The organism is Enterococcus sp. C46 (assembly GCF_040887565.1).
Classification (GTDB): domain Bacteria; phylum Bacillota; class Bacilli; order Lactobacillales; family Enterococcaceae; genus Enterococcus_B; species Enterococcus_B lactis.
In genome coordinates this window covers 500012-525542 of record NZ_JBFOGA010000001.1, presented here as the reverse complement: position 1 = coordinate 525542, position 25531 = coordinate 500012, and the positions used below count along the sequence as shown (strand labels likewise).

Below are 25531 nucleotides of genomic sequence, written 5' to 3'. Positions count from 1 at the left end.
GAGCAGTTTTTTAATAGAAAAATAACTTGGACAACTATCAAAAATTGATCATTGTCCAAGTATTTTTTTGTCTTTTTTTTGGTATACTAGTACCAGTACCATTTCTAAGGAGTGAGTAGATGCGGATAATATCAGGAAATTATGGCGGACGCCGCTTAAAAAGTTTAGCAGGGGCGAATACCAGACCAACTACAGATAAAGTAAAAGAATCCATATTCAATATGATTGGACCCTATTTTGATGGAGAGACAGTATTGGATCTGTTTGCAGGAAGCGGAGGTTTAGCTATCGAAGCCGTATCCAGAGGCTGTAGTCATGCAGTATGCGTAGACAAAAATTACCAAGCGCTAAAAATCATTAAAGAAAACATCGAGATTACGAAAGAACCAGAGAAGTTTACCACAATAAAACTTGATGCGGACAAAGCAATCGAACGGCTAGCAACAGAGAAACAACAATTTGATTACTTGTTTCTTGATCCGCCGTATGCAAAACAAAAAATCATTGATCAAATCCATAAAATGGAAGAACTGGGACTTTTTTCTAAAACCGCAGTTATCGTATGCGAAACGGATAAAACAGTCGAATTGCCAGAATCTGTGGCTGGATTTCATCAAATAAGAAAACAGATTTATGGCATAACAGCTGTGACTATCTATAGAAAAGAGGGAAAATGATGAAACGTGCATTATTCCCAGGAAGTTTTGATCCTTTTACAAAAGGACACTTAGATACAGTGGAGCGTGCGGCTAAATTATTCGATGAGGTGGTAATTGGTGTTTTTATCAATACTTCAAAGAACAGTTTGTTTCCTCCAGAAGAAAGAATGACATTGATTGCAAAAGCTGTGGCACATCTTCCTAATGTAAAAGTCATACATCAGGAAAATCAATTGACAGTGGAAACGGCAAAAGAAATCGGCGCGGATGCCTTGGTCAGAGGAATACGGAGTATCAAAGACTTCGAATATGAACGAGAAATCGCTCAGATGAACCATCATCTAAACGAGGAATTGGAAACGGTGTTCTTATTGGCAAAACCAGAATATAGCCATGTCAGTTCCAGTATTTTAAAAGAAGTACTGCACTTTGGTGGAGACGTGAGCAGTTATTTACCGCCAGTTATCAACGAAGCTCTAGCTGGAAAGCGTGAATCAAATGAAAGCTAAACAATGGTTCAAAACAGTACTGATTATCATATTTGGAATGTTGATCATCGGATTTGTAGTAGTTCCTCTGCCATATTATGTGGAATCACCAGGAGCAACGATTGATCTGAAAGAATTAATTACAGTCAATGACAAAGAAGACAAAGGTTCTGGCTCTTTCTCTCTTACATCCGTCGGTATCAGGCAAGCTACCGGATTTTTGGCTCTAAAGGCTAAACTAGCCCCCTTTGAAGAATTGATTAGTAAAGAAGAATTGACTGGTGGGGCAACAAATGAAGAATATAATCAAATGCAACAGTATTATATGGATTCTTCCCAAAACGCAGCAATCGAACAAGCGTTGAAGCTTGCAGGCAAGCCTTATAAAATGGAATTCAAAGGCGTATATGTCATGAGCGTAGAGAAGACATCGAACTTTTTTGGCAAGCTTTCAGTAGGAGATACAGTAACAAAAGTAGACGGCAAAAGCTTTCAAAGTACAGAAGCATTTATGGATTATGTAAAAAGCCAAAAAGTTGGACAAACAATCGAAATCAGTTATTTGCATAATGGTGAAGAAAAAACAGCTTCTGGTGATCTGATTGAGTTGCCAACAGATAAAAAGGCAGGAATAGGCATCACACTTACTGATCATACAGAGATCGAATCAGATACAGATGTTCGCATTAATTCTGGCTCTATTGGTGGGCCGTCAGCAGGATTGATGTTCACTTTAGAAATCTATGAACAGGTCACTGGTAAAAATTTGCGACATGGTAAGCAAATTGCCGGAACTGGAACGATCAACAGCGAAGGAGAAGTCGGCCGAATCGGAGGAATCGATAAAAAAGTAGCAAGCGCGGATAAAGCCGGTGTAGAGATTTTCTTTGCACCAGATGATACGATCTCAGACGATGTTAAGAAAGAATATCCTGAAATAAAAACCAACTATGAAGAAGCAAAAGCCGCTGCCAAAAAATTGAATTCCTCTATGAAAATCGTACCAGTAAAAACAGTACAAGATGCGCTTGACTATCTAGAGAAAATGAAATGAACCAATTAAAAAAATTGTGAAAAAGCTACTCTGTATCAAGTAATAAGAATAGCTACGCAAAAACAGCTTCTCCTCTTTTGTTTGGATTTATTTACTGCAGATGCAAGCTTTTGAGCTAATTGACTACTATTTATTTTGAATAAGGGATTGTGACATATTTTCTGTCACAATCCTTTTTTTTCGTCAAAATATCTTTCTGCTAAAAAAAAGAAAAAATTGACGTAATTAGATGTTGAAGGGACGATTTTGTCAGAGCACATTGTTTCTTCGATTTCAAATGAAAGGAGAAATGAATGGTTTTTACTGATCATTCTTTGTAAAAAGAAATAATGATAGAAAAAATCAACAAGAAAATACTCACCTCCCCTAAGTTAATCGTTTTTATGTCTACGGTAGTTCTTATTTTTTGTATAGTCAGTGGTTTTTTATTGTCAAATCTGTTATTTCATAGAGAACCAGAAGAAATCGCTGCAAAAGAAATACTTTCTCCATTTAGTTCCAGTGAAGAAAATCAATTGCCTGAAGGAAATACTGTAGAAGAGGATGCTCGTCCAAAGGTTATGTATACCGATATCAAAGGAAGTGTGAAGGAGCCTGGTATCTATTCATTTTCTTCAGAAGAACGGGTCTATGATGTACTAAAGCGCGCAGGAGGATTATTAGAAGAAGCGGATAGCGATCGAATCAACTTTTCTGCGAAGATAGAAGATCAGCAAGTCCTATATATCCCTGCTGTAGGTGAAGAGCCGCCGGAACATCTTAATCAGTCAGCATCCCCCGAAGGAAAACAGTCTACAGCAGATACCGAGCCTTCAAAAATAAATATCAATACAGCCAGTCCCTCAGAACTCCAGCAGATTCCTGGGATCGGTTCAGTCAAGGCGCAAGAAATCATTCGATTTAGAGAAGAAAACGGATCATTCCAGAAAGTGGAAGACTTGCAGGAGATCTCTGGTATCGGTGAAAAGACAGTTGAAAAACTAAAAAACTTCGTTACAATTAAATAGAATGATTCAGAACCAACTGAAAAGAGCAATAAATGGAGGCTAATGGATGACGGACTTCATTTCGGCAGTGAAGCATATGCTCTTTTGTCAGACATGATGATTCGGTATATTTAAAGAATATTTTGTTTAAGCAATGGAGTGCTTTTTTGACCAACTTGAAAATACGGAGGAATGTAACCATGTTAGAAAAATCTTCAAAACCATGCGATACGAACAAAGAAAAAATTACTGATAAGACTCAAAACAAACGCATTCCCTGGGACCAGTATTTTATGGCTCAGGCGGTATTGTTATCTTTACGCAGCACGTGTACACGTTTAGAAGTAGGAGCGACACTTGTTAGGGAAAAACGGATCATTGCTGGCGGCTATAATGGAGCAGTCAGTGGAGATGTCCACTGCATAGATGAAGGCTGCTATATTGTAGATGGACACTGTTTGCGAACGATCCATGCAGAGATGAACGCGCTGCTACAGTGCGCGAAACTCGGTATCCCGACGGAAGGTTCGGAAATCTATGTCACGCATTTTCCATGTTTAGCTTGTACAAAAGCTTTGCTGCAAGCTGGTGTTAAAGGAATCAATTATCTCCATGACTATCGAAATGATCCGTATGCTCAAGCGTTGATTGAACAATTAGGCATATCTGTACACCAAGTTGCTTTAGACTCGCAGCATTTTTCAAAACTTCAAAATGAATTAACAGGAAAACATGTCTAGCGTTTTAGAAAGGCATGTTCGAAATCGGTTGATTTTTCCGGCAATTACGTCGATGATTATTTGTTTGTTGTATGATACGGACAATTGGATTTATCGTTTGTTTCTTGCCGGAATTTTTTTGTGGTTTCGCTAAAAGAAGGACGTTTTATCGCGTACTTCTGTATTGTGGGTAGCATAATGGTATCCGTTTCTTATAAGCTACAAGAATATTCATTTTTAGAGGAAAAAGAAACAGCTGCGCAAGTGACTTTATCTACAGATACGATTCGTGCGAATGGCAGTTTTTTGACAATGGAAGGAAGATTGTCAGAGAGTAAACAGAAGGTACAGCTTTCTTATCAAGTAAACACCGAAGAGGAATTGAAAACTTGGCTTGGATTCCGAGGGAAGGGGATAGAATTGACAGCTGAAGGCGAGTTTATTTCTCCCGAAAAAAAGCGAAATCCTTATACTTTTGACCAAGAAGCTTACTTCAGGAACCATAGAATCTCTGGTCGATTCCAAATTCAAAGGGTCGAAAAAATCACCATACAAAATCATTGGCGAAATTGGCTCCAGAGAAAAAGAGGCGCTTTTATTTCTTTTGTCCAATCTGAATTTCCGCAAAAAACAAGTGTATATATCAATTCTTTATTATGGGGCTATAAAGATTCAGGTTTCAGAGAATCAGAAGAAATTTTTAGGGAGAGTGGTTTGCTGCATCTATTCAGCCTATCGGGATTACACATCCAATTTTATTTAGGGTGGCTGTATTATTTGTTTCGACGTATCGGATGGCCACTGCACGACAGCATCATTCCGTTGAGCCTGCTAACTATCTGTTATGTTTCTCTTGCAGGCAGTTCTATTTCTGTCTTGCGTGCTAGTCTGTTGTTTTTATTGCGGTTGCTAGTCAAATTATTGAATAAACGTTACTCCTCTATGGACTTATTTGCAGTTGTCTTTTGGCTTCTTTTGCTATTTGATCCTCGATTTCTTTTTCATGCGGGCGGGCAGCTTAGTTTTTTCATGAGTTTTTTGTTTATCCTGATTTCTTTTGATGGAGATTGGATGAAAAAAACGGCTTCTCATGTCCTATTTACCATGATCACGATGCCGTTGATTGTATGGCATTTTTATGAGTGGCCTCTTTTAGGCAGTCTTTTTACATTACTGGTTGCACCAGTATTCAAGTTTCTTTTTCTTCCTAGTGTGTTCTTTCTGACGCTTTTCAATCGCTGGTTGCCGAGAACCTTACTTTTGCTGATAGAAGAGGGACTGATCTTGTTTGAACGAATGATCGATTCGTTTTCAGGATCGACTCTTGTTATAGGGCGTCTACCTCTTGTGCTATCAGGGGTATATATTTTCGGATTACTGATTTGTATGGATAGATTGAACGAGCAGCCGATGAAACTCTTGTTTTATGTTGGTCTGTTTTCTTTGATGCTATTGACTTTGCCATTTTTACGTTTTTCTTCAACGATCGCTTTTATCGATGTTGGTCAAGGAGATAGTATCTTTTTGCAAAGTCCTTTTCGAAAAGAAACGATTTTGATTGATACGGGGGGGAAGTTACCCTTTGAAAGGGAAAAGTGGGCGCAAGGTATTGCACGACCTCCTGCTGAAAGGAATATCGTTCCATACCTAAAAGGACAGGGAATAAGTGTGATCGATAAACTCATCTTGACACACGACGATACGGATCATGTGGGAGAATTGTCCACATTATCTCAGCATTTCACCATCAAAAAAATTTATATTGGCTGGGGCGCTGGACGAAATGAACCGTTGCGAAGGCATTTAACAGAAGCTCAAAAAAATGGCACTAAAATCATTGAAGTCAAACATGGCGACAGGATCAAAGGCTATTATGATCTTTATGTATTGAACCCTTTTGAAAAGGGAGAAGGAAGAAATGAAGATTCAATTGGTTTATGGACGGAATATAACAATAGCCGTTTTTTGTTTTTAGGCGATTTGAATCAAGCGATGGAAGAACAGTTGCTTTCTATTTATCCTAATTTGAAAGCCGACGTAGTCAAATTAGGTCACCACGGTAGCCGCACATCAAGTAATACGGATTTTCTTTCCCATATTGAAGCGAAACATGGAATTATATCCTGCGGAGTAAATAATCGTTATGGTCACCCTCACAGCGAAGTATTGGAGGAACTAGAAGAAAATCAGATAAGAACATGGCGAACCGATCAGCAAGGAATGATCACCTATCGCTGGCATCCAGTTTTTCATCCTCATGGTCTAGTGGAAACAATGATAGACTAGTAATTCTCATCTTCTCATGGTAGGATAATTTTGAAAGTGGTGAGTAATTTGAGTATACAAGCAGAGTTACAAAAAATACGTAAAGAAAAACTTGCATCTTGTTACTTGATCTTAGGAACAGAAAAGTTTCTCCAAGATCAAGTTCGGGCAGAAATAGTTAAAAAAATCAAATTAGAGGGCGAAGATGATTTAAATTTTTTAAGTTTTGACATGGAAAATGCAAGTTTAGAGGAGGTAGTGGCTGAAGCAGAGACATTGCCGTTTTTCGGAGATCAACGATTAGTATTTGTGGAGAACCCATATTTTTTAACAGGTGAGAAAATAAACAATGGGATCGAACAAAATACTGATTTACTGACAGCTTATTTGAAAGAACCACTAGAATCGACTGTATTAGTATTTTTTGCACCATATGAAAAGTTGGATGAACGGAAAAAAGTAACGAAACAATTGAAAAAAACAGCAACCATCATCAACGTCCAACAGTTGAATGAAAAAGAAGTACGTCAATATCTGATGAATACCTTAGAGAACTCCTCCATCAAAATGGAACGCAACGCCATTGATTTATTCTTGCGGTTGACTGACTTAGATTTATCCAAAATGATGAGAGAGTTACAGAAATTAATTCTTTATGGACAAAATCAACAGCAGATCACTGTTCGAGAAGTAGAACAATTAGTTCCTAAAACATTGGAACATAATATTTTTGACATGACCCAATATATTTTAAAAGGGAAGACAGAACAAGCCTTGCGTTTATATGAAGATTTAGTCATGCAAGGGGAGGAAACAATCAAAATCAATGCGATTTTACTTTCTCAATTACGTTTGTTTTTACAGACAAAATTTCTTGTAAAGATTGGCTATCAGCAGGCCAATATTGCAGAAACATTAAAAATCCATCCTTACCGTGTAAAACTTGCCATGCAAGAAGTAAGGAAATTCGATGAACAGTTGCTAGTACAATTATTTGATCAATTAGTCGAAATGGATTATCAAATCAAAACGGGGCAAATCGAAAAAGAATTAAGTTTTCAACTTTTCGTTTTGCGCACAGGGCAGTTGTTGAGAAATCGATAGGAAGAAAGAAGAAGCCAAAAGCATGCAAGAATACCGGTTGCTTTTGGTTTTTTTGACAAATAAAAAAACCGGCCGAAGCCGATTCTTTTACTTAGCGATTTTTTTGCTTAAACGAGATTTGTCGCGGTTAGCTTTGTTTTTGTGGATTAGACCTTTTGATTCAGCCATATCAATAGCTTTAACAGCTTCTTTATATAACGCATCTACGTCGTCAGCACCTGAAGCTACAGCATCTTCAAATTTTTTGATTGCAGTACGCATAGCGCTTGTTTGAGATGAATTTTTCACATTAGCGTTTTCGCTTGTACGAACACGTTTGATTGCAGATTCAATGTTTGGCATTAGTTTCACCTCCGATAACTTAAGTTCTTACGCGTGTGACCGCATAATTCAACATTCATTATTATACCTAAAGGCAGCGCGCTTTGCAATATGAACATGACAAGTTTTTTTCCTTAACAGTCTTTTATTTAAACTTTTTTATCAGTAAGAACAGATAAATCAAGCTGAAAAAATCAAAAAGACGCTATTGTGGGAGGCAATAGCGTCAAACCAAACTAGATTTTTATTTATCTATTTAAACAAAGATTGAATGGGAATGTTTGGTACTAAGACATTATATAACAAAGAGAACCGTTTGCAAAGTTTTTTTTGAAAAGGGATACGATTCCCTATTGTTCTTTGTTTTTCTATTAAGAAACTGCAGTTATTTTATAACCAGTCACCTTTGATCGGTAAAGGTTATTCTGGTGTACCGATTATTTTAATATATTCATCAATATTTTTTATCAACATTTTTTTAATGACTAACTGATTTCGACGGTTCCATTTGCCACTTACTTCCAGTACATATTTATTTAGTGGCAAACGTAAGATGTACTTTGCCAAATAGCGATCTTTAAGCAGTCCATTGATCACACGGTCCTCAAGCTGCAAGTTGATTCCAGTCAGCATCATTGGCTGTTCTTGTAAAACATACGTATCAATTAAAAGACCTTCAAAAGTTTCCACAAGCGTCTTCCTTTCTTTCCAAAGTAACCTGAAAACAGGTACTGTTTCTTCCATTTTGATATTCGTTAAAGCGGATGCAATCATTCCTTCTTTTGTCCACTGTAATCTAGTATAACAAAAAAGAGGAGAAGAGCCAAAAAGAAAAAAGTGCATCGATTTCAATAGGGAATCTCATTCGCTCGCTCCTTGTTTAAAAAAAGCCCCTGCATCGCAGGAGCATCCCTATATCATTCTAATAGGTCAATCAAAAAGCAGTATCTAACACATTTTGTATCAAATCAGGAAATAAAAGATAAGCTAAGCCTAGAATCAAAAGTACCGCTAAAAGAAACCAGCCAATTGTTCCTATGAAATACTTCAATTTTTCGAACATTGTATCACCTCGTTGTCAGTATATCACGGATCAGTAAATTGGGGGTATTAAGAATCTCCTAAAAATAGGCAAAATTTGATCTATTTTCCTAAAGCAAATACTTGTAAGATACAATAAGTAATGCCAGAAGCAATGACTGGTCCGGCGGCGATTCCTCTTAAGAAGACAACACCTAAAATCGTGCCAAAAACAAGCGCAACAGTGATTTGCGGATCAGAAGCAATCAATCCTACGCCCTTGGAAGATAAGACAGCCACTAGCCCACCGCAAAAAACAGCTACCCAGCCGATAGGGGATTTAAAGGCTTCTAATAAATCACGTAGACCGATTTCTCCTGTTGCGATAGGGATCAGAATAGCTGCAGTGATGATCGTCACACCAATATTGATTCCTTTGCCTTGAAGCCAAGGGAAAAAGGAACGGGAGGTTGGTATGAGCTTCATAATCAACACAAAAGCTGCCGCTAACATCAGACTTTGATTCTTAGCTAAAATTGCTACAAGTAAAATAATTCCTAAAAAAAGCCAACTTTCCATAAAATATATTCCTCACTTTCTTCGAAACAATCATAACATCTTTTTGGAAAGTTGCAAAAGTAGGAATTCATCCTTCAAGACCTATTCATAAGCTGTTTTTTTCATAAAATAAAATTATAAAAAACACTTCGCTTATTTGACAGAAGACAGCCGCGCTTTGTATAGTGGACAAGACTTACATTTTTTTGAAGAATCAGAAAGAGCAGGTAAAGGTCTTAGTAAACGCAAGCCATTCAGAATAACCAATATTGTGCTTCCTTCGTGTCCTACAACTCCAAGAGGTAGATTTAAAAATTGCAGGAAGTTAGAAGCAATCAACAAGAGAATAACAAGAATCGAAAAAATAATATTTTGTTTGATGATCCGCCGCATTTTTAAAGACAGCCGATGACTGTAGACAAATTTATCTAAGTCATTTTTCATTAAGACGATGTCTGCGATATCCATAGCGGCGTCTGTTCCTTGTCCCATAGCGATACCTAATGAAGCAGCTGCTAAAGCAGGCGCATCATTGACTCCATCACCAACCATCGCATTTACTTGGTAAAGTTCATTTTCTTTTTTGACTAGTTGTGTTTTTTCTTCCGGAGTACAGCTTGCATAGTAATGTTCGATCCCTACTTGTTCAGCAATAGCCTTTGCTGTGCCAGAATGGTCGCCAGTTATCATACTTGTATGGATGTTTTGGGATTTAAAGTAAGAAATCACCTGTTGGGCATTTGCTTTTGGAATATCCAACAGACCTAAAACAGCGATTAACTGTTGATCTTTAGACAGATAGATTACAGTTTTTCCTTGATTTTCTAAACGTTCGATCATTTCCTCAATCTCTTTGCTGATTCTCATCGTCTCAGGATCATAAGCGTGTTTGCCAACTTTCCATTGCGCACCTAAATAGGTAGTTTGTAATCCAAAACCAGTAATTTCTTCTATTGATAGGGATTGGATTGCTTCGGGTATTGTGCAATCGAAATATTGTAAAATCGCATGAGCAAGAGGGTGTGTCGTTTTTTGTTCCATAGCAACAAGAAGTTGTTGTGCCAAATCCTTCTCATCAAAGAAAAAGCTGTCAGTCACAACTGGTTTTCCTTTAGTGAGTGTTCCTGTTTTATCAAAGGCAATCGCTTTTAATTCAGAAAGCTTCTCTAAATGAATCCCGCCTTTGATTAGAATCCCATTTTTTGCAGAATTTGAAAGAGCAGCTAGAGAAGCAGGAGTAGCAGATGCGACAAGCGCACAAGGAGAAGCCACGACTAGTAATACCATTCCTCGATAAAAGCTTTCATCCCAACTCCAACCTAAGAAAAAGTGGGGGAGAAGGATCATTAGAGGCACAGCAAGCAAAATCAATTTTACATAATTGTTTTCGATCCGTTCGATAAATGAAGCTGTTTGAGTTGGCGTATTCTGTGCTTCTTCCACTAATTGGATAATCTTAGCAAAGACGGTTTCGGCACTCGTTTTTGTTACTCGAATCGTAATGGGATTTCCTTGATTCAGCGTTCCTGCAAACATCTCATCTCCTAAATATTTTTCTACAGGTACAGATTCACCGCTTAATGCAGACTCATCGATCGTTGCCTGTGTGCTTTCTAAACAACCATCGATCGGAACAGCCGCTCCTTTAGCGACGAACACCAAGTCATCCACCTTTAATTGCGAAACATCTACTTCTTGCATTTGTCCGTTTTCTTTTAGTAACTGAGCTTTTTGTGGCTGAAGATTCATCAAAGCGGTAATTTCTTTTTGACTTTTATTGGTCGTGTATTCCTCTAATGCACCGCTTAAACAAAAGATGAATGTCAACATTGCTCCCTCAAAGTAATTACCAATCAAACAGGCACCGATAGCAGCTAAAGCCATCAATAAGTCCACATTCAGTGTTCGGTCATTCCACAATTCTTTCAAGCCTTCCGATGTTTGTTTGTATCCACCGATGATAATAGCGCTGATATAAAAAAGCGAGGTGATGGTAAGAGAGAATCGGTCGAAAATAAAACCGGCAATCATAAATAAAAGACAGCCAATTGTTGCTGCAAAAGCTTTTTTCTGATTAATCATCGTTATCAGTCCTCCTTGTCAAAACAAGGATAGCATAATAACAATGTAATTGATAATAAAAACAGATAAATGAGAACGATAATGGTTATCAGTTGGCTACGAAGCTTTATATAGTTTTTATTGTTTATAATAATTATCATTAAAGAAAATAAAAAACCAGAACATTTCTCATACAAGAGAAGTGTTCTGGTTTTTCTTACATTGCGATAAACCAATAACCAATTAAAATGATACCAAGGATAATACGATACCAGCCAAAAGCGGTAAAGTCGTTTTTCTTCAAATAACTTAATAAGAATTTAATAGCTAAGACAGAAACCACAAAAGATACGAATGTTCCTACAAGAAGAACAACAGTTTCTTCCATTTTGAATGAGTTCCCTTCAGCTAAATATTTGACGATCTTCAAGCCGCTTGCGCCAAACATGACAGGAATCCCTAAGAAAAATGAGAATTCTGTAGCGACAAAACGCGAAGCGCCAATCAAGATAGCTCCTAGGATCGTTGCACCAGAACGGGATGTTCCGGGAACAAGTGCCAAGACTTGGAATAACCCAACAAGAAGAGCTGCTTGGTACGTAAAGTCATTCAGCGAAGTCCAACGAGGTGTTTTGTTTTTGTTACGTTTTTCGACAATAATAAAGGCAATACCGTAAACGATCAAAACAATGGCAACGGGTAAGAACTTGTGGAAATTTGCTTCTAACCAATCATCCAAAGGCAAACCAATGATGATGGCTGGTATACAAGCAACGATCACTTTAAACCAAAGTGTCCAAGTATCTTTTTTTTCTATCGTTGATTTACTTGGAGAAAAGGGGTTTAATTTGTGAAAATAAAGAACGACGACAGCTAAGATCGCCCCTAATTGGATAACGACATTGAACATCGACATAAACTGTGAACTGGCATCCAGTTTGATGAATTCATCTGCTAGGATCAGATGACCAGTACTACTGATGGGCAGCCATTCCGTTATTCCTTCAATAATACCGAGAATCACTGCTTTGATAATATTTGCAAAAAACATAAATTCCTTCCTTCCCAATTAAGATACATCTTATAGTATACCGTTATTTTTTGATAAACCCAATCTGTTTTTTAATATTAAGAAAAACTTGAGAAATGAAGCAGATAAGAATACGAAGAGAAAAAAAGAAGACAAAGCCCTCGTTCAGACTTTGCCTTTTATGATTCTCTGTTAAAAATTAAAATATCCCATCATAAAAACGAGTTTCGACTATGTGCTTTCCCGTTTTCGATATAAGACGTATCGTTGATACCAAGGATAGAAAATCGACCGTTTGCATAAGTAACCTTTGTTACACTGCCATTTAAAAGACCAGCACGAACAGGCTGTTTAGGATCGATCAGATTAAGCAAGAAGGCAATCGTCAAACCATGTGATACGACTAAAACATTTCCGCCGCCGTTTTTTTCGCAGTGATGGGCGATATCTTCAAATCCTGTCCACACACGATCTCGTAATGTTTCATAAGTTTCTGCCCATCCAGCCGTATCCAAATTGTATACAGCATTGGCAATTTGTTCAAAAGAAACTTCTGTGGTGAACATTTCATCATATGTTTTAAAATTCAATACGCGAGGGATCACACCCCACATTTCCATGTCATAGCCGCCTTCAAGAGACCCGAAGCACCATTCTCTGATCCGTTTCTCGATAAAATAAGGAATTTCTTTTCCCTTAGAATGTTCTCCTAGAATAATACGGGCAGTTTCGATCGCCCGACCACTATCACTAGAATAAGCAAAAGAAAAGTCGACATCTTTTAACCCGCGCCCTAAATAATGGATGCCTTCTTGTCCTTGTTTTGTGAGTGGCGTATCACACCAGCCTTGTACGCGTTCGATTGTATTGAACATCGTTTTTCCATGCCGTACGATATAAAGTGTAGTTTCTGTCATTTTATTCTCCTCCTAAATCATTTTTAACGATTGAAAAAAGGATTTGTCCTTTTTTCCTGTTCAATCGTTGTTGCATCACCATGTCCTGGATAGACTGCAAATTCATCAGGTAAAACAAACAGCTGGGTCCGAATACTGTGAAGTAATTGTTCTAAATTTCCTGTATACAGATCGGTTCTACCTATACTTCCTCTAAATAGGGCGTCGCCAGAAACGACAAAATCATCAAAAATAAAGCTAACGCTTCCGATGGAGTGCCCTGGAGTAGGGACCACACGAAAAGACATGTTTCCTAAAGTATAAGTTTTCATTTCAAATTCATATTCTGCAGGTGAGACAATAATATCAGCAATATCATCATGTCGTCTGAGTCCAGAAAGGTTCAAAATCGGATCACCTAGCCATTTTTGTTCTAGTGGGCTGACATACACCGGGATTTGATAATATGCGCGTAAGGGTTCTACTGCACCAATATGATCATAGTGGGTATGGGTAAGTAAAATCGCTACCGGTTGTTGGTTTGTTTTTTTGATTTCTTGTTTGATTTGTTCCGCATCTTCTCCAGGGTCAATGATCAAAAGTGCTTCTTCGTTGTAGACCAAATAACAGTTTTCTTCAATCATTCCTGTTTTTAATCTTTCGATATGCATGTGCATTCCTCCTTGATAGCCAAAACTTCTTTCATCCATTAGTATAACGCATTCATTGCTAGGAAACAAAAACAGGTACTTATTTCTCTTTACTTATCTGAATTATCAGACTATATGAAAAGTATTTGGATATTCTAAAGAGAAGGAAAGTAAGTTTTCATAGCATTTTAATATGTCCTTGTTACATTAGACCCATCCAAAAATCCAAATTCTATATCCTATATCCCTGCCTAATCAGCAGGGTGTTTTTTTTTATGCTTGAAAAGAGAGCTCTTTTTGCTAAACTAGGCTTTTTCAGGTAATCTTAGAGAGAAAGAGGTGGTGGAAATGATCAAACAGTCAAAAATATCTGTGCGGCACTTAGTAGAATTTATTTTGCGACGTGGAAGTATCGACAATCGTAAAAAAAGTAGCCATACTGCATTAGAAGGAGCAAGAATCCACCGCAAGCTCCAAAAAGATGCGGGAGAAGACTATGAAAAAGAAGTTTTTTTAAAAACAACAGTTCCATTAGATGAATATCACCTGATCGTTGAAGGCCGTGCAGACGGTATTTTCAAAAGAGACGGTATTTATTATATAGATGAAATCAAAACCTCCGAACCACGATTTGAAGATTTAGAACCAGAACAAGTGGAACTTTTCTTTCATCAAGCAAGGGTATACGCCTATATCTATAGTCAAGAGCATGATTTACAAGAAATAAATCTGCAGTTGACTTACTTTCAGACGGCAGAAGAAGTGATTACGAGAAAGGTCGAACATCAGACAAGAGAGCAGTTAGAAATTTTTTTTAAAAAACTGACTGAAGATTATAAAGAATGGCTTGTTTTTCAAGAAAACTGGCGTACTGTACGCAATGCCTCTTTGATGGCTTTGAAATTTCCCCATGATGAGTATAGGAAAGGCCAGCGTGAACTAGCAGTAGCTGCTTATAAAACAATCCGTACGAAACAGAAATTGTTTGTAGAAGCACCTACCGGAACTGGAAAAACAATCTCTACGTTATTCCCCGCTTTGAAAGCTGTAGGGGAAGAAGAGGGAGAAAAGATTTTTTATCTAACGGCCAAAACAATAACTAGACAAGTAGCTGAAGATGCCATGACAGCATTAAAAGATACTGGAGCTGAAATAAAAAGTGTCACTTTGACGGCTAAAGATAAGATCTGCTTTTTAGATGAGACGACCTGTAATCCAGATCAGTGCCCGTATGCCAATGGTTATTACAATCGTATCAACGAAGGATTATGGGATCTTTTGAATCATGAGAATCAGATCACTCGAGAAGTCATCGAAACTTATGCAAGGAAGCATACACTTTGTCCTTTCGAACTATCATTAGATGTCAGTATCTGGTGCGACGTGATCATTGGGGATTACAATTATTTGTTTGATCCCACTGTTTATTTAAGACGTTTTTTTGAAGATGAAAAAAACGAGGATTATCTGTTTTTGATTGATGAGGCACATAATTTGGTGAATCGTTCCCGAGAGATGTATTCGGCAGAACTATCTTATGAAAAAACGAAACGAAGTAAGGAAGCTATACCAAAGGAATTCAAAAAACTCCATCGTCGTTTCAACAAACTATTGAAAGAATTTGATTCGATCCGAGAAATAGCAAAAGAAGATCATTGGGATTATCATCATCAAAAAGCACCGGCTGAATCTTTAGTAAAGGCAGGTTATCAATTAAGCGAAAAAATCAAAGAATGGCTAGCAGAATTTCCTGAGCATCCATCACAAGAACAATTGCTTCCTTATTATTTTGATTTGCTTCATTTTTTGAAGGTCAGTGAATTTTATGATGATCACTATGAAACAACGGTCGAAAAAACGTATCGCGATCTGATAGTAAAAGAGTTTTGTATTGATCCAAGCTTGTTTCTTGAGCATTCGTTGGATAAAGGAAGAAGCAGTATCCTTTTTTCTGCGAGTTTTTCACCCCTATCTTATTATCAGGAAACACTGGGCGGACAAAAAAGTCTCGCTTACAAACTGCCGAGTCCTTTTCCAGAAGGAAACCAGCAAGTTTTCATCGCAAATTACTTAGAGACGACTTATCGAAAAAGGGAACAAAGTCTGGCACAATTAGTTGAGACAATCCATGCTTTTGCTGATGGAAAGGTCGGAAATTATTTCGTTTTCTTTCCTTCTTATCAATATTTAGACCTTGCGGCGGAAGCATTCAAACAGCAATATCCTGACAGCGATGTGCTGATTCAAGAAACGGACATGAATGAAGAAGAACGCGAACGATTTTTAGCAAAATTCCAAGCAGATCCCGATGAAACATTGATAGGATTTTGTGTACTTGGTGGGATTTTTTCAGAAGGAATCGATTTGAGAGGGAACCGATTGATCGGCAGTATGATTGTAGGTGTAGGTTTGCCGCAGATGAATCATGAGCAGGAACTGATCAAATCATATTATGATGAGAAGGAACACCTTGGATTTGCTTACGCTTATCAGCTTCCTGGAATGAACAAAGTCTTGCAAGCTGGTGGTCGAGTGATTCGTGGCATGGCGGATCAAGGAATCGTAGTATTGGCAGATCAACGATTTGCTCGTTTTTCTTATCGACGTTTATTCCCACAACATTGGCAAACAGCAAGAGAAGTACGAAGTGTTGGAGAATTGGAAGAAGGAATACAGCGTTTTTGGTCATCCAAAGAAGCAGTAAATCAAAAAAACGAGGGATGACAGATGTCAGCCTCGTTTTTTTCATTAACGATAGTTAGTGAATTGCAACTCGATTGGTAAGTCAAGTTTACGTAATAAAGCAATCACAGCTTGAAGATCATCACGGTTTTTACCTGTCACTCTAATCTGATCTTCTTGGATTTGTGCTTTTACTTTCAGTTTTTCATTTTTGATAGCTGTAGTGATTTTTTTCGCGTTTTCACGATCGATTCCGTTGACAAGATCGGCAGTTTGACGAGCTTTGCCACCTAGCGCGTGTTCCGATTCAGAAAAATGGATATTTTTGATTGGCACATTTCTTTTGATCAACTTACCAAATAATACATCTTTGATCTGTTCGATTTTGAAATCATCATCGCTCAAGACAACTAGATTGCTGTTCTCTAATTTGATTTCTACCGTAGAATCCTTGAAGTCAAATCGATTAGTCAATTCTTTTGTTGTTTGCTGAATCGCATTTTTTACTTCTTCTGTATTGACTTCTGATACAATGTCGAAGCTAGCATCTTTTGCCATAAGAACCCTCCTGATATACGTATAAGTTTACTATACATCTATCTTATCATAGGAATGGGGCAGATTCTTACTTGTTTGCTAAAATTCTTCTCATTTGAGTTCGAAGTATTTTATTTTAATAGATAAACTGTTATTCTTACATTTGGAATAACAAAGTAGAGGAGAGGTGCTTGTGAGCAAAATTATGACTGCGTATCATAAAAATGAAAGATTAAAAAAAATAGTGGTTATTTTGATAACCGGATTGACCGCTGCGGTCGCTTTAAATTATTTTTTGATTCCAGCCAATGTCTTTTCTGCAGGGATGAATGGGATCGCTCAAATCATTTCCTCGCTTTTATATGAATGGTTTCATATCAAGGTAGACACAGGAACATTTATTTTTATTTTGAATATCCCTGTGTTTGTATTAGGGTTCCTCAAAGTAGGAAAACGAGCAACGATCCTTAGTTTTGTGAACGTTGTATGCGTATCAGTGATGACGATGCTACTTCCAGTCGGACAGATCACTGATAATATTTTGATGAATGCCTTAGTAGGCGGTGTTTTATTAGGTCTTGGCGTAGGGTTATCTTTAAAAATGGGCTTTACAACTGGGGGAATGGACATCATCTCTCTTGTGCTTTCACAAACAACTGGAAAAACAGTCGGAAATTACATGCTGATTCTAAATGGGATCATTGTAGTCATCGCAGGCTTCTTCTTTAACTGGGAAAGTGCCTTGTATACGATTATTTCCATTTATGCAATGACTCAAGTGATTGATGCCATCCATACGAGTCATCAAAAAGTAACAGCGATGATCGTGACCGTCAAACCGGAAGAGGTAACAGAAGAACTAGCGAAACGGATGGTACGTGGAATGACATTGCTTCCGTCTGTCGGTGGCTATTCAAAAAAACAAGGAAATATGATCATGATGGTCATCACCCGCTATGAAATGTATGATCTTGATCAGATCGTTCATGAAATCGACGACGATGCATTTATCAATATTTTACCAACTCATTCAGTATTTGGCCGATTTGCAAATGAAAACGAACAAAAAATGTATCGAACAACAGGTGTGTTGCCAGAAATAAAAAATCGTTCACAAAAAAAATGAGGAATCAGTTTTATTTAGAATGAATTTAATGTATTCCATCTAATAAGGACATTTTATAAATTTAAACGAGAATCTTCCTTCTAAATTCTCATTTACAAGTAGTTAAAAAAAGAGTATGATAAATAAAAATCGTGTTAAGGAGTGTCGTACGATGAGCGAAGCAAACCAAGAACGGTCTGCGCAAGAAATAGAACTGATCAAAGAACGTATTCTTGCTGCCTTGGAAATGGTGATCGATCCTGAATTAGGAATCGATATTGTCAACTTAGGCTTGATTTATGATATAGAATTCAATCCTGAAAACGGAGAAACAGTCATCAAAATGACGCTAACAACTATGGGCTGTCCACTAGCCGATATTTTAACAGAATCTATCCATGACGCATTGAAAGAAGTACCAGAAGTAACGAAAGCAGAAGTAAAACTTGTCTGGTATCCCGCATGGACGACCGATAAGATGAGCCGTTATGCACGGATTGCGTTGGGGATTCGATAGGGATCTTGACTGACTAGCTATGAGAAGCAAATAGTAAAAACAAAAAACCTTTTATCCTTTCTAGAAGAAAAGAGATAAGAGGTTTTTTTGTTTATAAAATTTTGTCTGCTATATTAGAAGTTAATCAAATAAATGTGTTCTATTGATAAAGGACATTCAAATCTCTTTTCTTTTGCCATCCATATTTTTTACATCAATTTGATTTTCGTATAGTATTCTTTCTCATCTTCACGATAAATCGTGGCCCCATTTTTTTGCTGCGCCTTAAGACTGCCAAGATTTTTTTTATTTACAGACAAAAGTGCCTCATCGATGCCGATTTTTTTGCCTCTTGTAGTACTAATGCTAAACCTTGTGTTGCATATCCTTTTTTACGATAGTCAGGGGAGATGCCGTAACCGATATGGCCAGCGCCGTTTCTTAATGATTCGTTCAGTTTATGGCGCAGATTAAAAATTCCTACATACTCATGTCCATCATTTTCCAAAATAAAGACGGTTGCGGGAACGTAATTCTCAGGAAGATCAATACCTAAAGAAGTGTTTTCGCATTTTTTTACATAATCTAAAAATTCAGCAAGTGTATAGCCATAAGCACTGTTGATAAATCCATTCTCGTTTGGTCCGAAGCTAGTTTGCAGCCGATAAGCTTTCTCCAAATCTGCTTCCCATAGTTTGATCAATTTCATCGAATCCGCCTCTTCCTAAGTAAACATATTTTTTCTACTATAGCACTATTTTGGCGAATAGCCATTCTTATTTTTATTTTTTTGTGATGTATCGTATTAAGAATAATTTAACAAAATAAATGATTGCAGATTTTTGTTATTTATTGTATTGTTTTTATAATAGATGAATCCTCGTTATCTTTTAAAAATGATCTTATTGATTGATATTGAAAGTTCAAGATAAATTGAATTTTTAATAAATGTGTTATTTAAAGTTTTTTCGTCCGTTGCTTATGATCACTAGAAAGGAGATCTCGTGAACTACTTTAGCGGTTATAAAAGAATTCCAGAAGGATGGCGGCAAACAGAAGCAAAAAATGATCAGTATCAAAACGAAAGAAGAAGACAGTTGTTGGAGAAAATGCAGCAAAAACAGCTGAATCGAGAGAAAAAGAAGAACAAAGAAACGAAGAAAAAGCAGCAAAATAAAATAGCTACCGATCCCAGAATCGTTCGTTTAAACAATGAAATGAATCAATTGAAGCAAGAATTGAGTAAAGCAAAAAAACAAGTAGCTACTGTGAGCAAGAAAAGAAGAGAGGACAAGAAACACATCAGAGAGCTGTCACAGCAACTCGAACGACAGCACCAACAAGCAAAAGTAGAAAAAGAAGAGATGAGACAAAAAGCCATCGAACAGCAGAGGAAAACAGAACTATTGTATCAAAAATTAGAAGAAGTGGGCTGGAATACAGATAATCACGCACTTCAGGAACTCCAAAAACGTAACCAGATCATCATTTATTTGCTGCAAAAAAATAGCCAAATGCAACATTATCTAGAGAGCATACATAAAGCGTCAGGTTTATTAAAGAAAAGAAATGATCGACTGAACAAGAAATTAGAAAAGCTTTCAAATAGAAATGCTACGTATCTGAAAATCATGGAGAAGAAAAAACAAGAACTGCAACAGTTGTATAAAGTCAACCAGCGACAAACAGAACAATTAGCAAAGAAAAAACAAAACTTCGTACAAGCAGCTCCTCAAGATCTGATCCATGCATTGATCCAACAGTTAGATACCCAATCATTTTATAAGTTCAATCAGCTGAACAAGCTGTTCAATAGGTATCAATGGATCTTTGAACAACAAGCGAATAATTTGCAGTATCAAGAAACAAATATTTTTTATGGTTTTGTAGAAATAGAAGAGGACAACATTTATTTCTATGAGGTCAATACGGAGCAAAGAAGACCACTGATAGTAGAAGAGAGCTTTAAACGCAAAGATCTTTTAACAGATGGCATAGCAGTACGAGTACATCAAAAAATAGTAGACGGTCCAGTATATCTAAGGTATTGCTATCCTATCGTTGAACAGAATAAGTCAAAAAGAAGAAGCGACAAATATCTAAAGAGAACAAGACAAAAATCTAAACAGTCAAGTAAAAAGCAATTGAGCATAGACGCTGAAAAGTGGGCATCATCACTCAAAATTGCTGTGATCGGGAACAAACAAATAAAAGGATTCGTAAAAGGATTGCAGAAATATGTAGAAACTGTCGAAAGAATCGATGCATATGAGTACGGGGAGAAAGCACTATTTGAAAGAATCCGTGCTGTTGACTATGTCTATGTTTGCATCGACAGCGTCCCGCATCATGTGACCAATTTTCTGAAAAGTGAAATTGAGCTTATGGAAAAAACAGAATTTTTTTATCGCCCTTCAATAGATGATGGAGTTATTCGGATGAACTATTTGTATTGGTTGCAAGAGGGAAAACGCGTAGAGATAAAAAAGAACAAAAAATATGTTCTTGACAAAAAACAAATGTAATCCTAAACTAGAACATATGATGCGGCTATGGCGGAATTGGCAGACGCGCTAGCTTCAGGCGCTAGTGAGGGCGACCTCGTGGAAGTTCGAATCTTCTTAGCCGCATAATTTTTATATATACTGAGAAAAGATGTCGAGGGAGAGATCCCATCGGTATTTTTTTATAAAATCTGATATAAAATAGATTTCGGTAAGAAAGTCATAGAAGTAATAGATGAGCAAAAAACTCGCTCTAATGTGACAAAACAACTCAAAAAGAGGCCATGCGATGTATTCTTTCGCATGGCCTCTTCCTATTTTGAATGTGTTTAAACGTTCAAATAATGAATCTTAGTACCAACCGTTTGCTTCCCAGAATGCTTTCGCAGCTTCCCAAGAACCATAACGTGAAGCAACATATTGTTCTGCCACTTTTTCTTGGTTCGCAGCAGAGTAATCACCATTCAAGTAAGAAGAATCTAATTGGTAACGTCCGATGTAACGTCCGTTCGTTGCTGTGTAAGAACCGCTTGATTCTTTTTGTGCGATCCATTCTTTTGCAGCATTCGTGCTTGTTGCCGTTGTTTCTGTTGTAGCAGATTGTGTTTCAGCAACAGGGGCTGCTTGTGTTTCCGTTTGAACCGTTTCTTGTACAACAGGTTGTTCAGCTTGAACAGGTTCAGCTTGGACTGGTGCTTCTTGAACGGCTGCTTGAGGTTCAGCAGCTGCTTGTGTAGAGCCTTCTGTTGGAATCGTTAATTGTTGTCCTGAGTAGATCAGGTTAATGTCAGAAATTGAATTTGATTCTGCAATGGCATTGATCAAGGAGTTGTCACCAACGTATTTTTGAGAAATCGTTGATAGAGTATCACCTGATTGAACGGTATAAGCTTCGTCCGCATGAGCAGTCGTTCCCATGAAGAATGCAGCACCGGCAGCCAAAGTTGTTCCAAAAAGTAAAGTTTTAAGTGATGTCATGAAAAATCTCCTTTATTCGTTAAAAAGTTTTATTTGTTGTGTTCAACGAGGAATACTTTAACACGTGAAAATATTTCATAGGTAAAAGAAGCATGACAATTTATGACAAATCCACGTTTTTTGTAACAGAATGATGTTCATCTCATGTGAAAAATGATGAGGAAATTCACATAATGCAGAAATAATAGGTTTAGAACAAGAGTTCTGATGAGAACAGAAATGTATAAATAACTTGAAAAAAATTGCTATTAATCATCATTTTATTTACACATTGCGTATATTTTTTGTATTTTTGCTTGAGATGTTACAATAAAAGAAAAAGGAGGCGGTTCCAATGAGTAAGAGATACCAGAACATCATGGTAGCAGTTGACGGATCAAGACAATCGATCAAAGCGTTCGCTGAAGCCCTTGACTTAGCAAAGGACAATGAAGCCCACTTATTTATCGTGTCAATCATCAACAAAGTTGAGCTGACCCATAGTGCCTATGCCTTTTCAAAAATCTATGCAGATGAAAAACAAAGAACAGAAGTAGCCATGCTGAAAAAAATCAATGATGCCAAAGAGTTCGGTATTGCTGAGATCCATGCAATAGTTGAAACTGGAGATCCAAGAAATTTGATTGCCAATGTCATCCCTGGACAAGAAAATATTGATTTGATTGTTATGGGAGCGACAGGAAAAGGAGCGATACAACAAGCACTAGTAGGATCGACCGCTTCTTATGTCGTTTCACATGCCCCTTGCAGTGTATTGGTTGTGAAGTAATTAGATAAGGGAGGAATAGAAAATGGTTCGCCCTCAAGAAGTTCGTGCACCAAAAGAAAAAATAGAAATTTTAGCAATTATTGAAGACGGCACACAAACAAAAAAAGGATACTCGATTGCTTTAATAAAGTGGAAAGGAAAAAAAGGTGTTGCTGTAAGGTGGGATGGAGATAATCAACAAGACAAAGGATTCCCAATCACTGCGAACGGCTACCATCCAGCGTGGTTTGTTCTGCCTGATAAATTTACAGAATTATACAGCTATGATTATGCGAAAACCGTCACATCCCTCAAAGCATTAGACAAATTAGCAGAAGAGCAGCATAAAATGGATGAAAAATAAAAAAGACGAACCAATCAGTCTTTAGAAAACTGACTGGTTCGAGGAGTAAAAAATGAAAAAAGGTTATTTGGGATGAATATAGAATAATGCGTATAGCTTAAATCAAACTTAAAGCCATAAAAAAGGCAAGAGGGTGAGGTAAATGGAAGCAGGAAAAGTTTTACAGGAAGTAAAAGTATTATGTGCAGATAAAAAATATGAAGAAGCAAAAAGTCTGATTGAAAAGAACAAAGAAAATTTGGAAGAAAAATATTCGATTGCACAAGAATTTGTAGAATTAAAACAAGGAACGCTTCTTCACCGATTCAAACATTTTTTTGGTATCACAGAATAGAAAAAAACGATTAAAGATACAGCAAATCTCTGCTGATCTTTAATCGTTTTCTTTTGAAACTGCTAGGATTCAATTCTGATTTTTATATAAAAAATAAATCCAAATGATTAGAAAAACTACTGCAAGCGTCAATTCGATGATGTGTATCACTAACACAGATGTTGTTTCCCAATGTCTAAAAGAAAAAATCTGATAAGTAAAATATACGGCAGGTAAAGAGGCCAGTAAAACTGAAAACTTCTTTTTCGTCCATTTTATGTAATAGAAAAGAATGCTTAGCATAATAAAAAAAGGAATATAAAAAACAAACTGACCGATCGCAATCATACTATTGCCTCCAATAAATAAAGTCCAAGATACAAAATAACACTTTGTGCGTGAAGGTGCAAGCAGCTCTATGGATTTATCCAGTAAAATATGTATTGTTTTTGAATTTATAGGGGAAAATTGCTATAATCAAAGTGAAAGAAGGAGTGGAATTTTCATGGATCATGTAGTGTTAGAAATCGATTTGCATTTAATCAATAATATTCGGGTGATTTACTATGTTGTAAGCAATAGTGTCGAACAACGTGTACTGACGAATAAAATCAATGGTATTTTAGCAAAGAAAGACGTTCACCGATTCAATAACGGTGAAGGTAGTTATTATAGTATCCCAGTAGAAAAAATCATTTATACGACAGTCAAAGTCAGAGAAGATCTGGATACTAAAAAGGCATATGAACCTATTTTTACAACTTATTGATTAACAGCAAATGGAGGAAAAAAATGAATCCATATGAACAACTTATCCAAGATCTGATTAATGGAAAAATCGAAAAAATTGATGTAAAAAGAGAAGAATTGATGGCTTTTCGAGAAGCATGGCTGAAATTGGAGAATCGTAAATATGTGGTAGGAAAAGCATCGCTGAACGGCAATGTGACTTATCATTATGATCCAACACGCTTATTTTAGTAAGGATGATTCAGAAAGAAGAAGGGACTGTGACAAAAATCGTGTCACAGTCCCTTCTTCTGGACAAACGGTGTTCAAGAGACAGCCTATCGGCAATAAGGCTGAACGTCTCTTTTACAACTTCTGATTCCCGGTGTTCCAGAAATGAAAATTCCTACTTATTAAATAGATTTTTGAATTTGTCTTTCACACTGTCGATATTTACGTCTTTTAGAAGATTTTGTGCTTTCTCTTTGTAAGGACCTAGTTGTTCTTTATGTTCTTCGATAAATCGTTTTGCGCCGTCGAAGTTGCCGCCTTTTATCATTTCCTTGACTTTTTGAAATAATTCTTCTTGATTCATTTTAAACACATCCTTTGCCATCAACTTGATTTTTTAACATGGATAAAGTGAGAAAAACTACATTATCCACACCTCCATAATATCAAATAACGATCATTTTTACTAAAAAAACACTTGTTTCTCGCTTCTAAAGTAGGAGAAAAATCTCCAACTTAGGTCGGATGGAATTTTTCTAATTGCCCCATATACTGAATATATAACAAGGAGGTAGAAAGATGAAAGTGATTAAATATTTGATAGGATTGGCGGCGATTAGTGGTATTTTGCTATTTGGACTGAAATACTATACTGAAGGAAGTTACGGGGAAATCCCTGGTATACTTGATCAACTAAATCCATTAGTTGAAAAAGGTGAGGTCTATGTAAAAACACAAAAACCAGAGGAAGTAAATGAACATGGAACGGCAAGGTATGTTCAAAAAGCTGCTAATGTCGATGGGGAAGAGCGTACAATTGAATTTAATGGACTTTCTGTGTTAAAAGAAAATCATTATTTGAAAATCAGCAATAAAGGAGCGCACATAGAAACGTATGAAGAAGTTCCTAGAGAAAAAGTTCCGGAAAAAGCATTAGCAATTATTGGCTAAATTTACTGTATGAGTGCTACAGATTTAATTGTTAATTATAATAAAATTATGTAAACTATATAATAAATAATAAAAATATTCC

28 protein-coding genes, 1 tRNA gene and 2 pseudogenes are annotated in these 25531 nt (G+C 36.9%); 18 read left to right on the top strand and 13 right to left on the bottom strand.

Translation table 11 applies throughout. From position 1 onward, the window contains the following. The first annotated feature begins 119 nt into the window (after positions 1-119). From rsmD to holA, 7 genes and pseudogenes are all read left to right on the top strand, one after another. Positions 120-677 carry a 16S rRNA (guanine(966)-N(2))-methyltransferase RsmD gene (gene rsmD / locus AB3I27_RS02605; RefSeq protein WP_002309445.1) on the top strand — a complete coding sequence of 186 codons (558 nt, stop codon included), beginning with the start codon at positions 120-122 and terminating at the stop codon, positions 675-677. Further along, complete coding sequence (gene coaD / locus AB3I27_RS02600) at positions 677-1168, top strand: pantetheine-phosphate adenylyltransferase (protein WP_002309444.1); 492 nt, start codon at positions 677-679, stop codon at positions 1166-1168. Before rsmD ends, coaD begins: the two co-directional genes overlap by 1 nt. Next, entirely contained in the window at positions 1158-2201 is a 1044-nt protein-coding gene (locus AB3I27_RS02595) for a SepM family pheromone-processing serine protease (RefSeq protein WP_002309443.1), read from the top strand. The genes coaD and AB3I27_RS02595 overlap by 11 nt, the downstream gene beginning before the upstream one ends. Positions 2202-2629: 428 nt before the next feature. Further along, the gene (locus tag AB3I27_RS02590) at positions 2630-3208 is read left to right on the top strand and encodes a helix-hairpin-helix domain-containing protein (protein ID WP_225479099.1); all 579 of its coding nucleotides are present in this window, start codon (positions 2630-2632) and stop codon (positions 3206-3208) included. Positions 3209-3387: 179 nt separating this feature from the next. Further along, positions 3388-3927: a ComE operon protein 2 gene (locus AB3I27_RS02585; RefSeq protein WP_002309439.1), complete on the top strand. Its 540-nt coding sequence runs from the start codon at positions 3388-3390 to the stop codon at positions 3925-3927. Then, positions 3920-6192 (top strand): annotated as a pseudogene (locus AB3I27_RS02580) (DNA internalization-related competence protein ComEC/Rec2). The gene AB3I27_RS02585 and the pseudogene AB3I27_RS02580 overlap by 8 nt, the downstream one beginning before the upstream one ends. A gap of 36 nt (positions 6193-6228) precedes the next feature. After that, complete coding sequence (holA, locus tag AB3I27_RS02575) at positions 6229-7275, top strand: DNA polymerase III subunit delta (RefSeq protein WP_104760413.1); 1047 nt, start codon at positions 6229-6231, stop codon at positions 7273-7275. Positions 7276-7362: 87 nt separating this feature from the next. Here the strand turns inward: holA and rpsT are convergent, their stop codons facing one another. From rpsT to AB3I27_RS02535, 8 genes are all read right to left on the bottom strand, one after another. Continuing rightward, a complete protein-coding gene (gene rpsT, locus AB3I27_RS02570) occupies positions 7363-7617 on the bottom strand; it encodes a 30S ribosomal protein S20 (protein WP_104760414.1) in 255 nt (84 codons plus the stop codon). 399 nt (positions 7618-8016) lie between these two features. Continuing rightward, complete coding sequence (locus AB3I27_RS02565; protein WP_002289125.1) at positions 8017-8286, bottom strand: hypothetical protein; 270 nt, start codon at positions 8284-8286, stop codon at positions 8017-8019. Positions 8287-8530: 244 nt separating this feature from the next. Next, complete coding sequence (locus AB3I27_RS02560) at positions 8531-8659, bottom strand: hypothetical protein (RefSeq protein WP_002292186.1); 129 nt, start codon at positions 8657-8659, stop codon at positions 8531-8533. An 80-nt stretch (positions 8660-8739) separates the two neighbouring features. Further along, positions 8740-9195 carry a DUF441 domain-containing protein gene (locus tag AB3I27_RS02555; RefSeq protein ID WP_002292185.1) on the bottom strand — a complete coding sequence of 152 codons (456 nt, stop codon included), beginning with the start codon at positions 9193-9195 and terminating at the stop codon, positions 8740-8742. 132 nt (positions 9196-9327) lie between these two features. Further along, a complete protein-coding gene (locus AB3I27_RS02550; RefSeq protein ID WP_047929583.1) occupies positions 9328-11256 on the bottom strand; it encodes a heavy metal translocating P-type ATPase in 1929 nt (642 codons plus the stop codon). A gap of 196 nt (positions 11257-11452) precedes the next feature. Next, positions 11453-12286 (bottom strand): undecaprenyl-diphosphate phosphatase, encoded by an 834-nt coding sequence (locus AB3I27_RS02545; protein ID WP_002309434.1) that lies wholly within the window; start codon positions 12284-12286, stop codon positions 11453-11455. A 191-nt stretch (positions 12287-12477) separates the two neighbouring features. Then, positions 12478-13182, bottom strand: coding sequence for a histidine phosphatase family protein (locus AB3I27_RS02540; RefSeq protein WP_002309433.1), 705 nt, complete (start codon positions 13180-13182; stop codon positions 12478-12480). Positions 13183-13205: 23 nt separating this feature from the next. Further along, positions 13206-13832, bottom strand: a complete 627-nt coding sequence (locus AB3I27_RS02535; protein WP_047929585.1) for an MBL fold metallo-hydrolase — start codon at positions 13830-13832, stop codon at positions 13206-13208. Positions 13833-14159: 327 nt separating this feature from the next. Here AB3I27_RS02535 and AB3I27_RS02530 point away from each other — a divergent pair, with 327 nt between their 5' ends. Then, positions 14160-16535 carry an ATP-dependent DNA helicase gene (locus AB3I27_RS02530; protein ID WP_002348579.1) on the top strand — a complete coding sequence of 792 codons (2376 nt, stop codon included), beginning with the start codon at positions 14160-14162 and terminating at the stop codon, positions 16533-16535. Positions 16536-16559: 24 nt separating this feature from the next. Here AB3I27_RS02530 and AB3I27_RS02525 read toward each other — a convergent pair whose 3' ends face one another. After that, complete coding sequence (locus AB3I27_RS02525; RefSeq protein ID WP_002309430.1) at positions 16560-17051, bottom strand: YajQ family cyclic di-GMP-binding protein; 492 nt, start codon at positions 17049-17051, stop codon at positions 16560-16562. 184 nt (positions 17052-17235) lie between these two features. Here AB3I27_RS02525 and AB3I27_RS02520 point away from each other — a divergent pair, with 184 nt between their 5' ends. Together AB3I27_RS02520 and AB3I27_RS02515 are read left to right on the top strand one after the other, a co-directional pair. Then, the gene (locus AB3I27_RS02520; protein WP_002316215.1) at positions 17236-18156 is read left to right on the top strand and encodes a YitT family protein; all 921 of its coding nucleotides are present in this window, start codon (positions 17236-17238) and stop codon (positions 18154-18156) included. Between the two features lie 151 nt (positions 18157-18307). Next, the gene (locus AB3I27_RS02515; RefSeq protein ID WP_002292174.1) at positions 18308-18652 is read left to right on the top strand and encodes a metal-sulfur cluster assembly factor; all 345 of its coding nucleotides are present in this window, start codon (positions 18308-18310) and stop codon (positions 18650-18652) included. 188 nt (positions 18653-18840) lie between these two features. Here AB3I27_RS02515 and AB3I27_RS02510 read toward each other — a convergent pair. Beyond that, positions 18841-19340: pseudogene (locus AB3I27_RS02510) on the bottom strand (GNAT family N-acetyltransferase). A gap of 295 nt (positions 19341-19635) precedes the next feature. Here AB3I27_RS02510 and AB3I27_RS02505 point away from each other — a divergent pair. Both AB3I27_RS02505 and AB3I27_RS02500 read left to right on the top strand, forming a co-directional pair. Then, a complete protein-coding gene (locus AB3I27_RS02505) occupies positions 19636-21156 on the top strand; it encodes a hypothetical protein (protein WP_002344182.1) in 1521 nt (506 codons plus the stop codon). A gap of 21 nt (positions 21157-21177) precedes the next feature. Further along, positions 21178-21261: transfer RNA gene (locus AB3I27_RS02500), tRNA-Leu, on the top strand. 225 nt (positions 21262-21486) lie between these two features. On the opposite strand, the gene AB3I27_RS02495 is transcribed toward AB3I27_RS02500, so the two are convergent. Then, positions 21487-22113, bottom strand: coding sequence for a LysM peptidoglycan-binding domain-containing protein (locus tag AB3I27_RS02495; protein WP_002310878.1), 627 nt, complete (start codon positions 22111-22113; stop codon positions 21487-21489). A 334-nt stretch (positions 22114-22447) separates the two neighbouring features. Here AB3I27_RS02495 and AB3I27_RS02490 point away from each other — a divergent pair, with 334 nt between their 5' ends. The 3 genes from AB3I27_RS02490 to AB3I27_RS02480 all read left to right on the top strand — a co-directional run bounded on the left by AB3I27_RS02490 (position 22448) and on the right by AB3I27_RS02480 (position 23559). Next, positions 22448-22882, top strand: a complete 435-nt coding sequence (locus tag AB3I27_RS02490; RefSeq protein WP_002292929.1) for a universal stress protein — start codon at positions 22448-22450, stop codon at positions 22880-22882. 22 nt (positions 22883-22904) lie between these two features. After that, positions 22905-23225 (top strand): hypothetical protein, encoded by a 321-nt coding sequence (locus AB3I27_RS02485; protein ID WP_002292931.1) that lies wholly within the window; start codon positions 22905-22907, stop codon positions 23223-23225. 142 nt (positions 23226-23367) lie between these two features. Beyond that, a complete protein-coding gene (locus AB3I27_RS02480) occupies positions 23368-23559 on the top strand; it encodes a hypothetical protein (RefSeq protein ID WP_002344183.1) in 192 nt (63 codons plus the stop codon). A gap of 69 nt (positions 23560-23628) precedes the next feature. Here AB3I27_RS02480 and AB3I27_RS02475 read toward each other — a convergent pair whose 3' ends face one another. Further along, on the bottom strand, positions 23629-23886 hold the full coding sequence (locus tag AB3I27_RS02475) for a hypothetical protein (protein WP_002292934.1): 258 nt from the start codon (positions 23884-23886) through the stop codon (positions 23629-23631). 157 nt (positions 23887-24043) lie between these two features. Between AB3I27_RS02475 and AB3I27_RS02470 the strand changes: the two genes are divergently transcribed. Further along, positions 24044-24307, top strand: a complete 264-nt coding sequence (locus AB3I27_RS02470; protein ID WP_002292935.1) for a hypothetical protein — start codon at positions 24044-24046, stop codon at positions 24305-24307. 23 nt (positions 24308-24330) lie between these two features. Further along, positions 24331-24519: a hypothetical protein gene (locus tag AB3I27_RS02465; protein WP_002344185.1), complete on the top strand. Its 189-nt coding sequence runs from the start codon at positions 24331-24333 to the stop codon at positions 24517-24519. Between the two features lie 154 nt (positions 24520-24673). Here AB3I27_RS02465 and AB3I27_RS02460 read toward each other — a convergent pair whose 3' ends face one another. After that, complete coding sequence (locus AB3I27_RS02460) at positions 24674-24862, bottom strand: hypothetical protein (protein WP_002292937.1); 189 nt, start codon at positions 24860-24862, stop codon at positions 24674-24676. Between the two features lie 215 nt (positions 24863-25077). Between AB3I27_RS02460 and AB3I27_RS02455 the strand changes: the two genes are divergently transcribed. Next, positions 25078-25449: a YxeA family protein gene (locus AB3I27_RS02455; protein WP_002292938.1), complete on the top strand. Its 372-nt coding sequence runs from the start codon at positions 25078-25080 to the stop codon at positions 25447-25449. Positions 25450-25531: the final 82 nt, after the last annotated feature.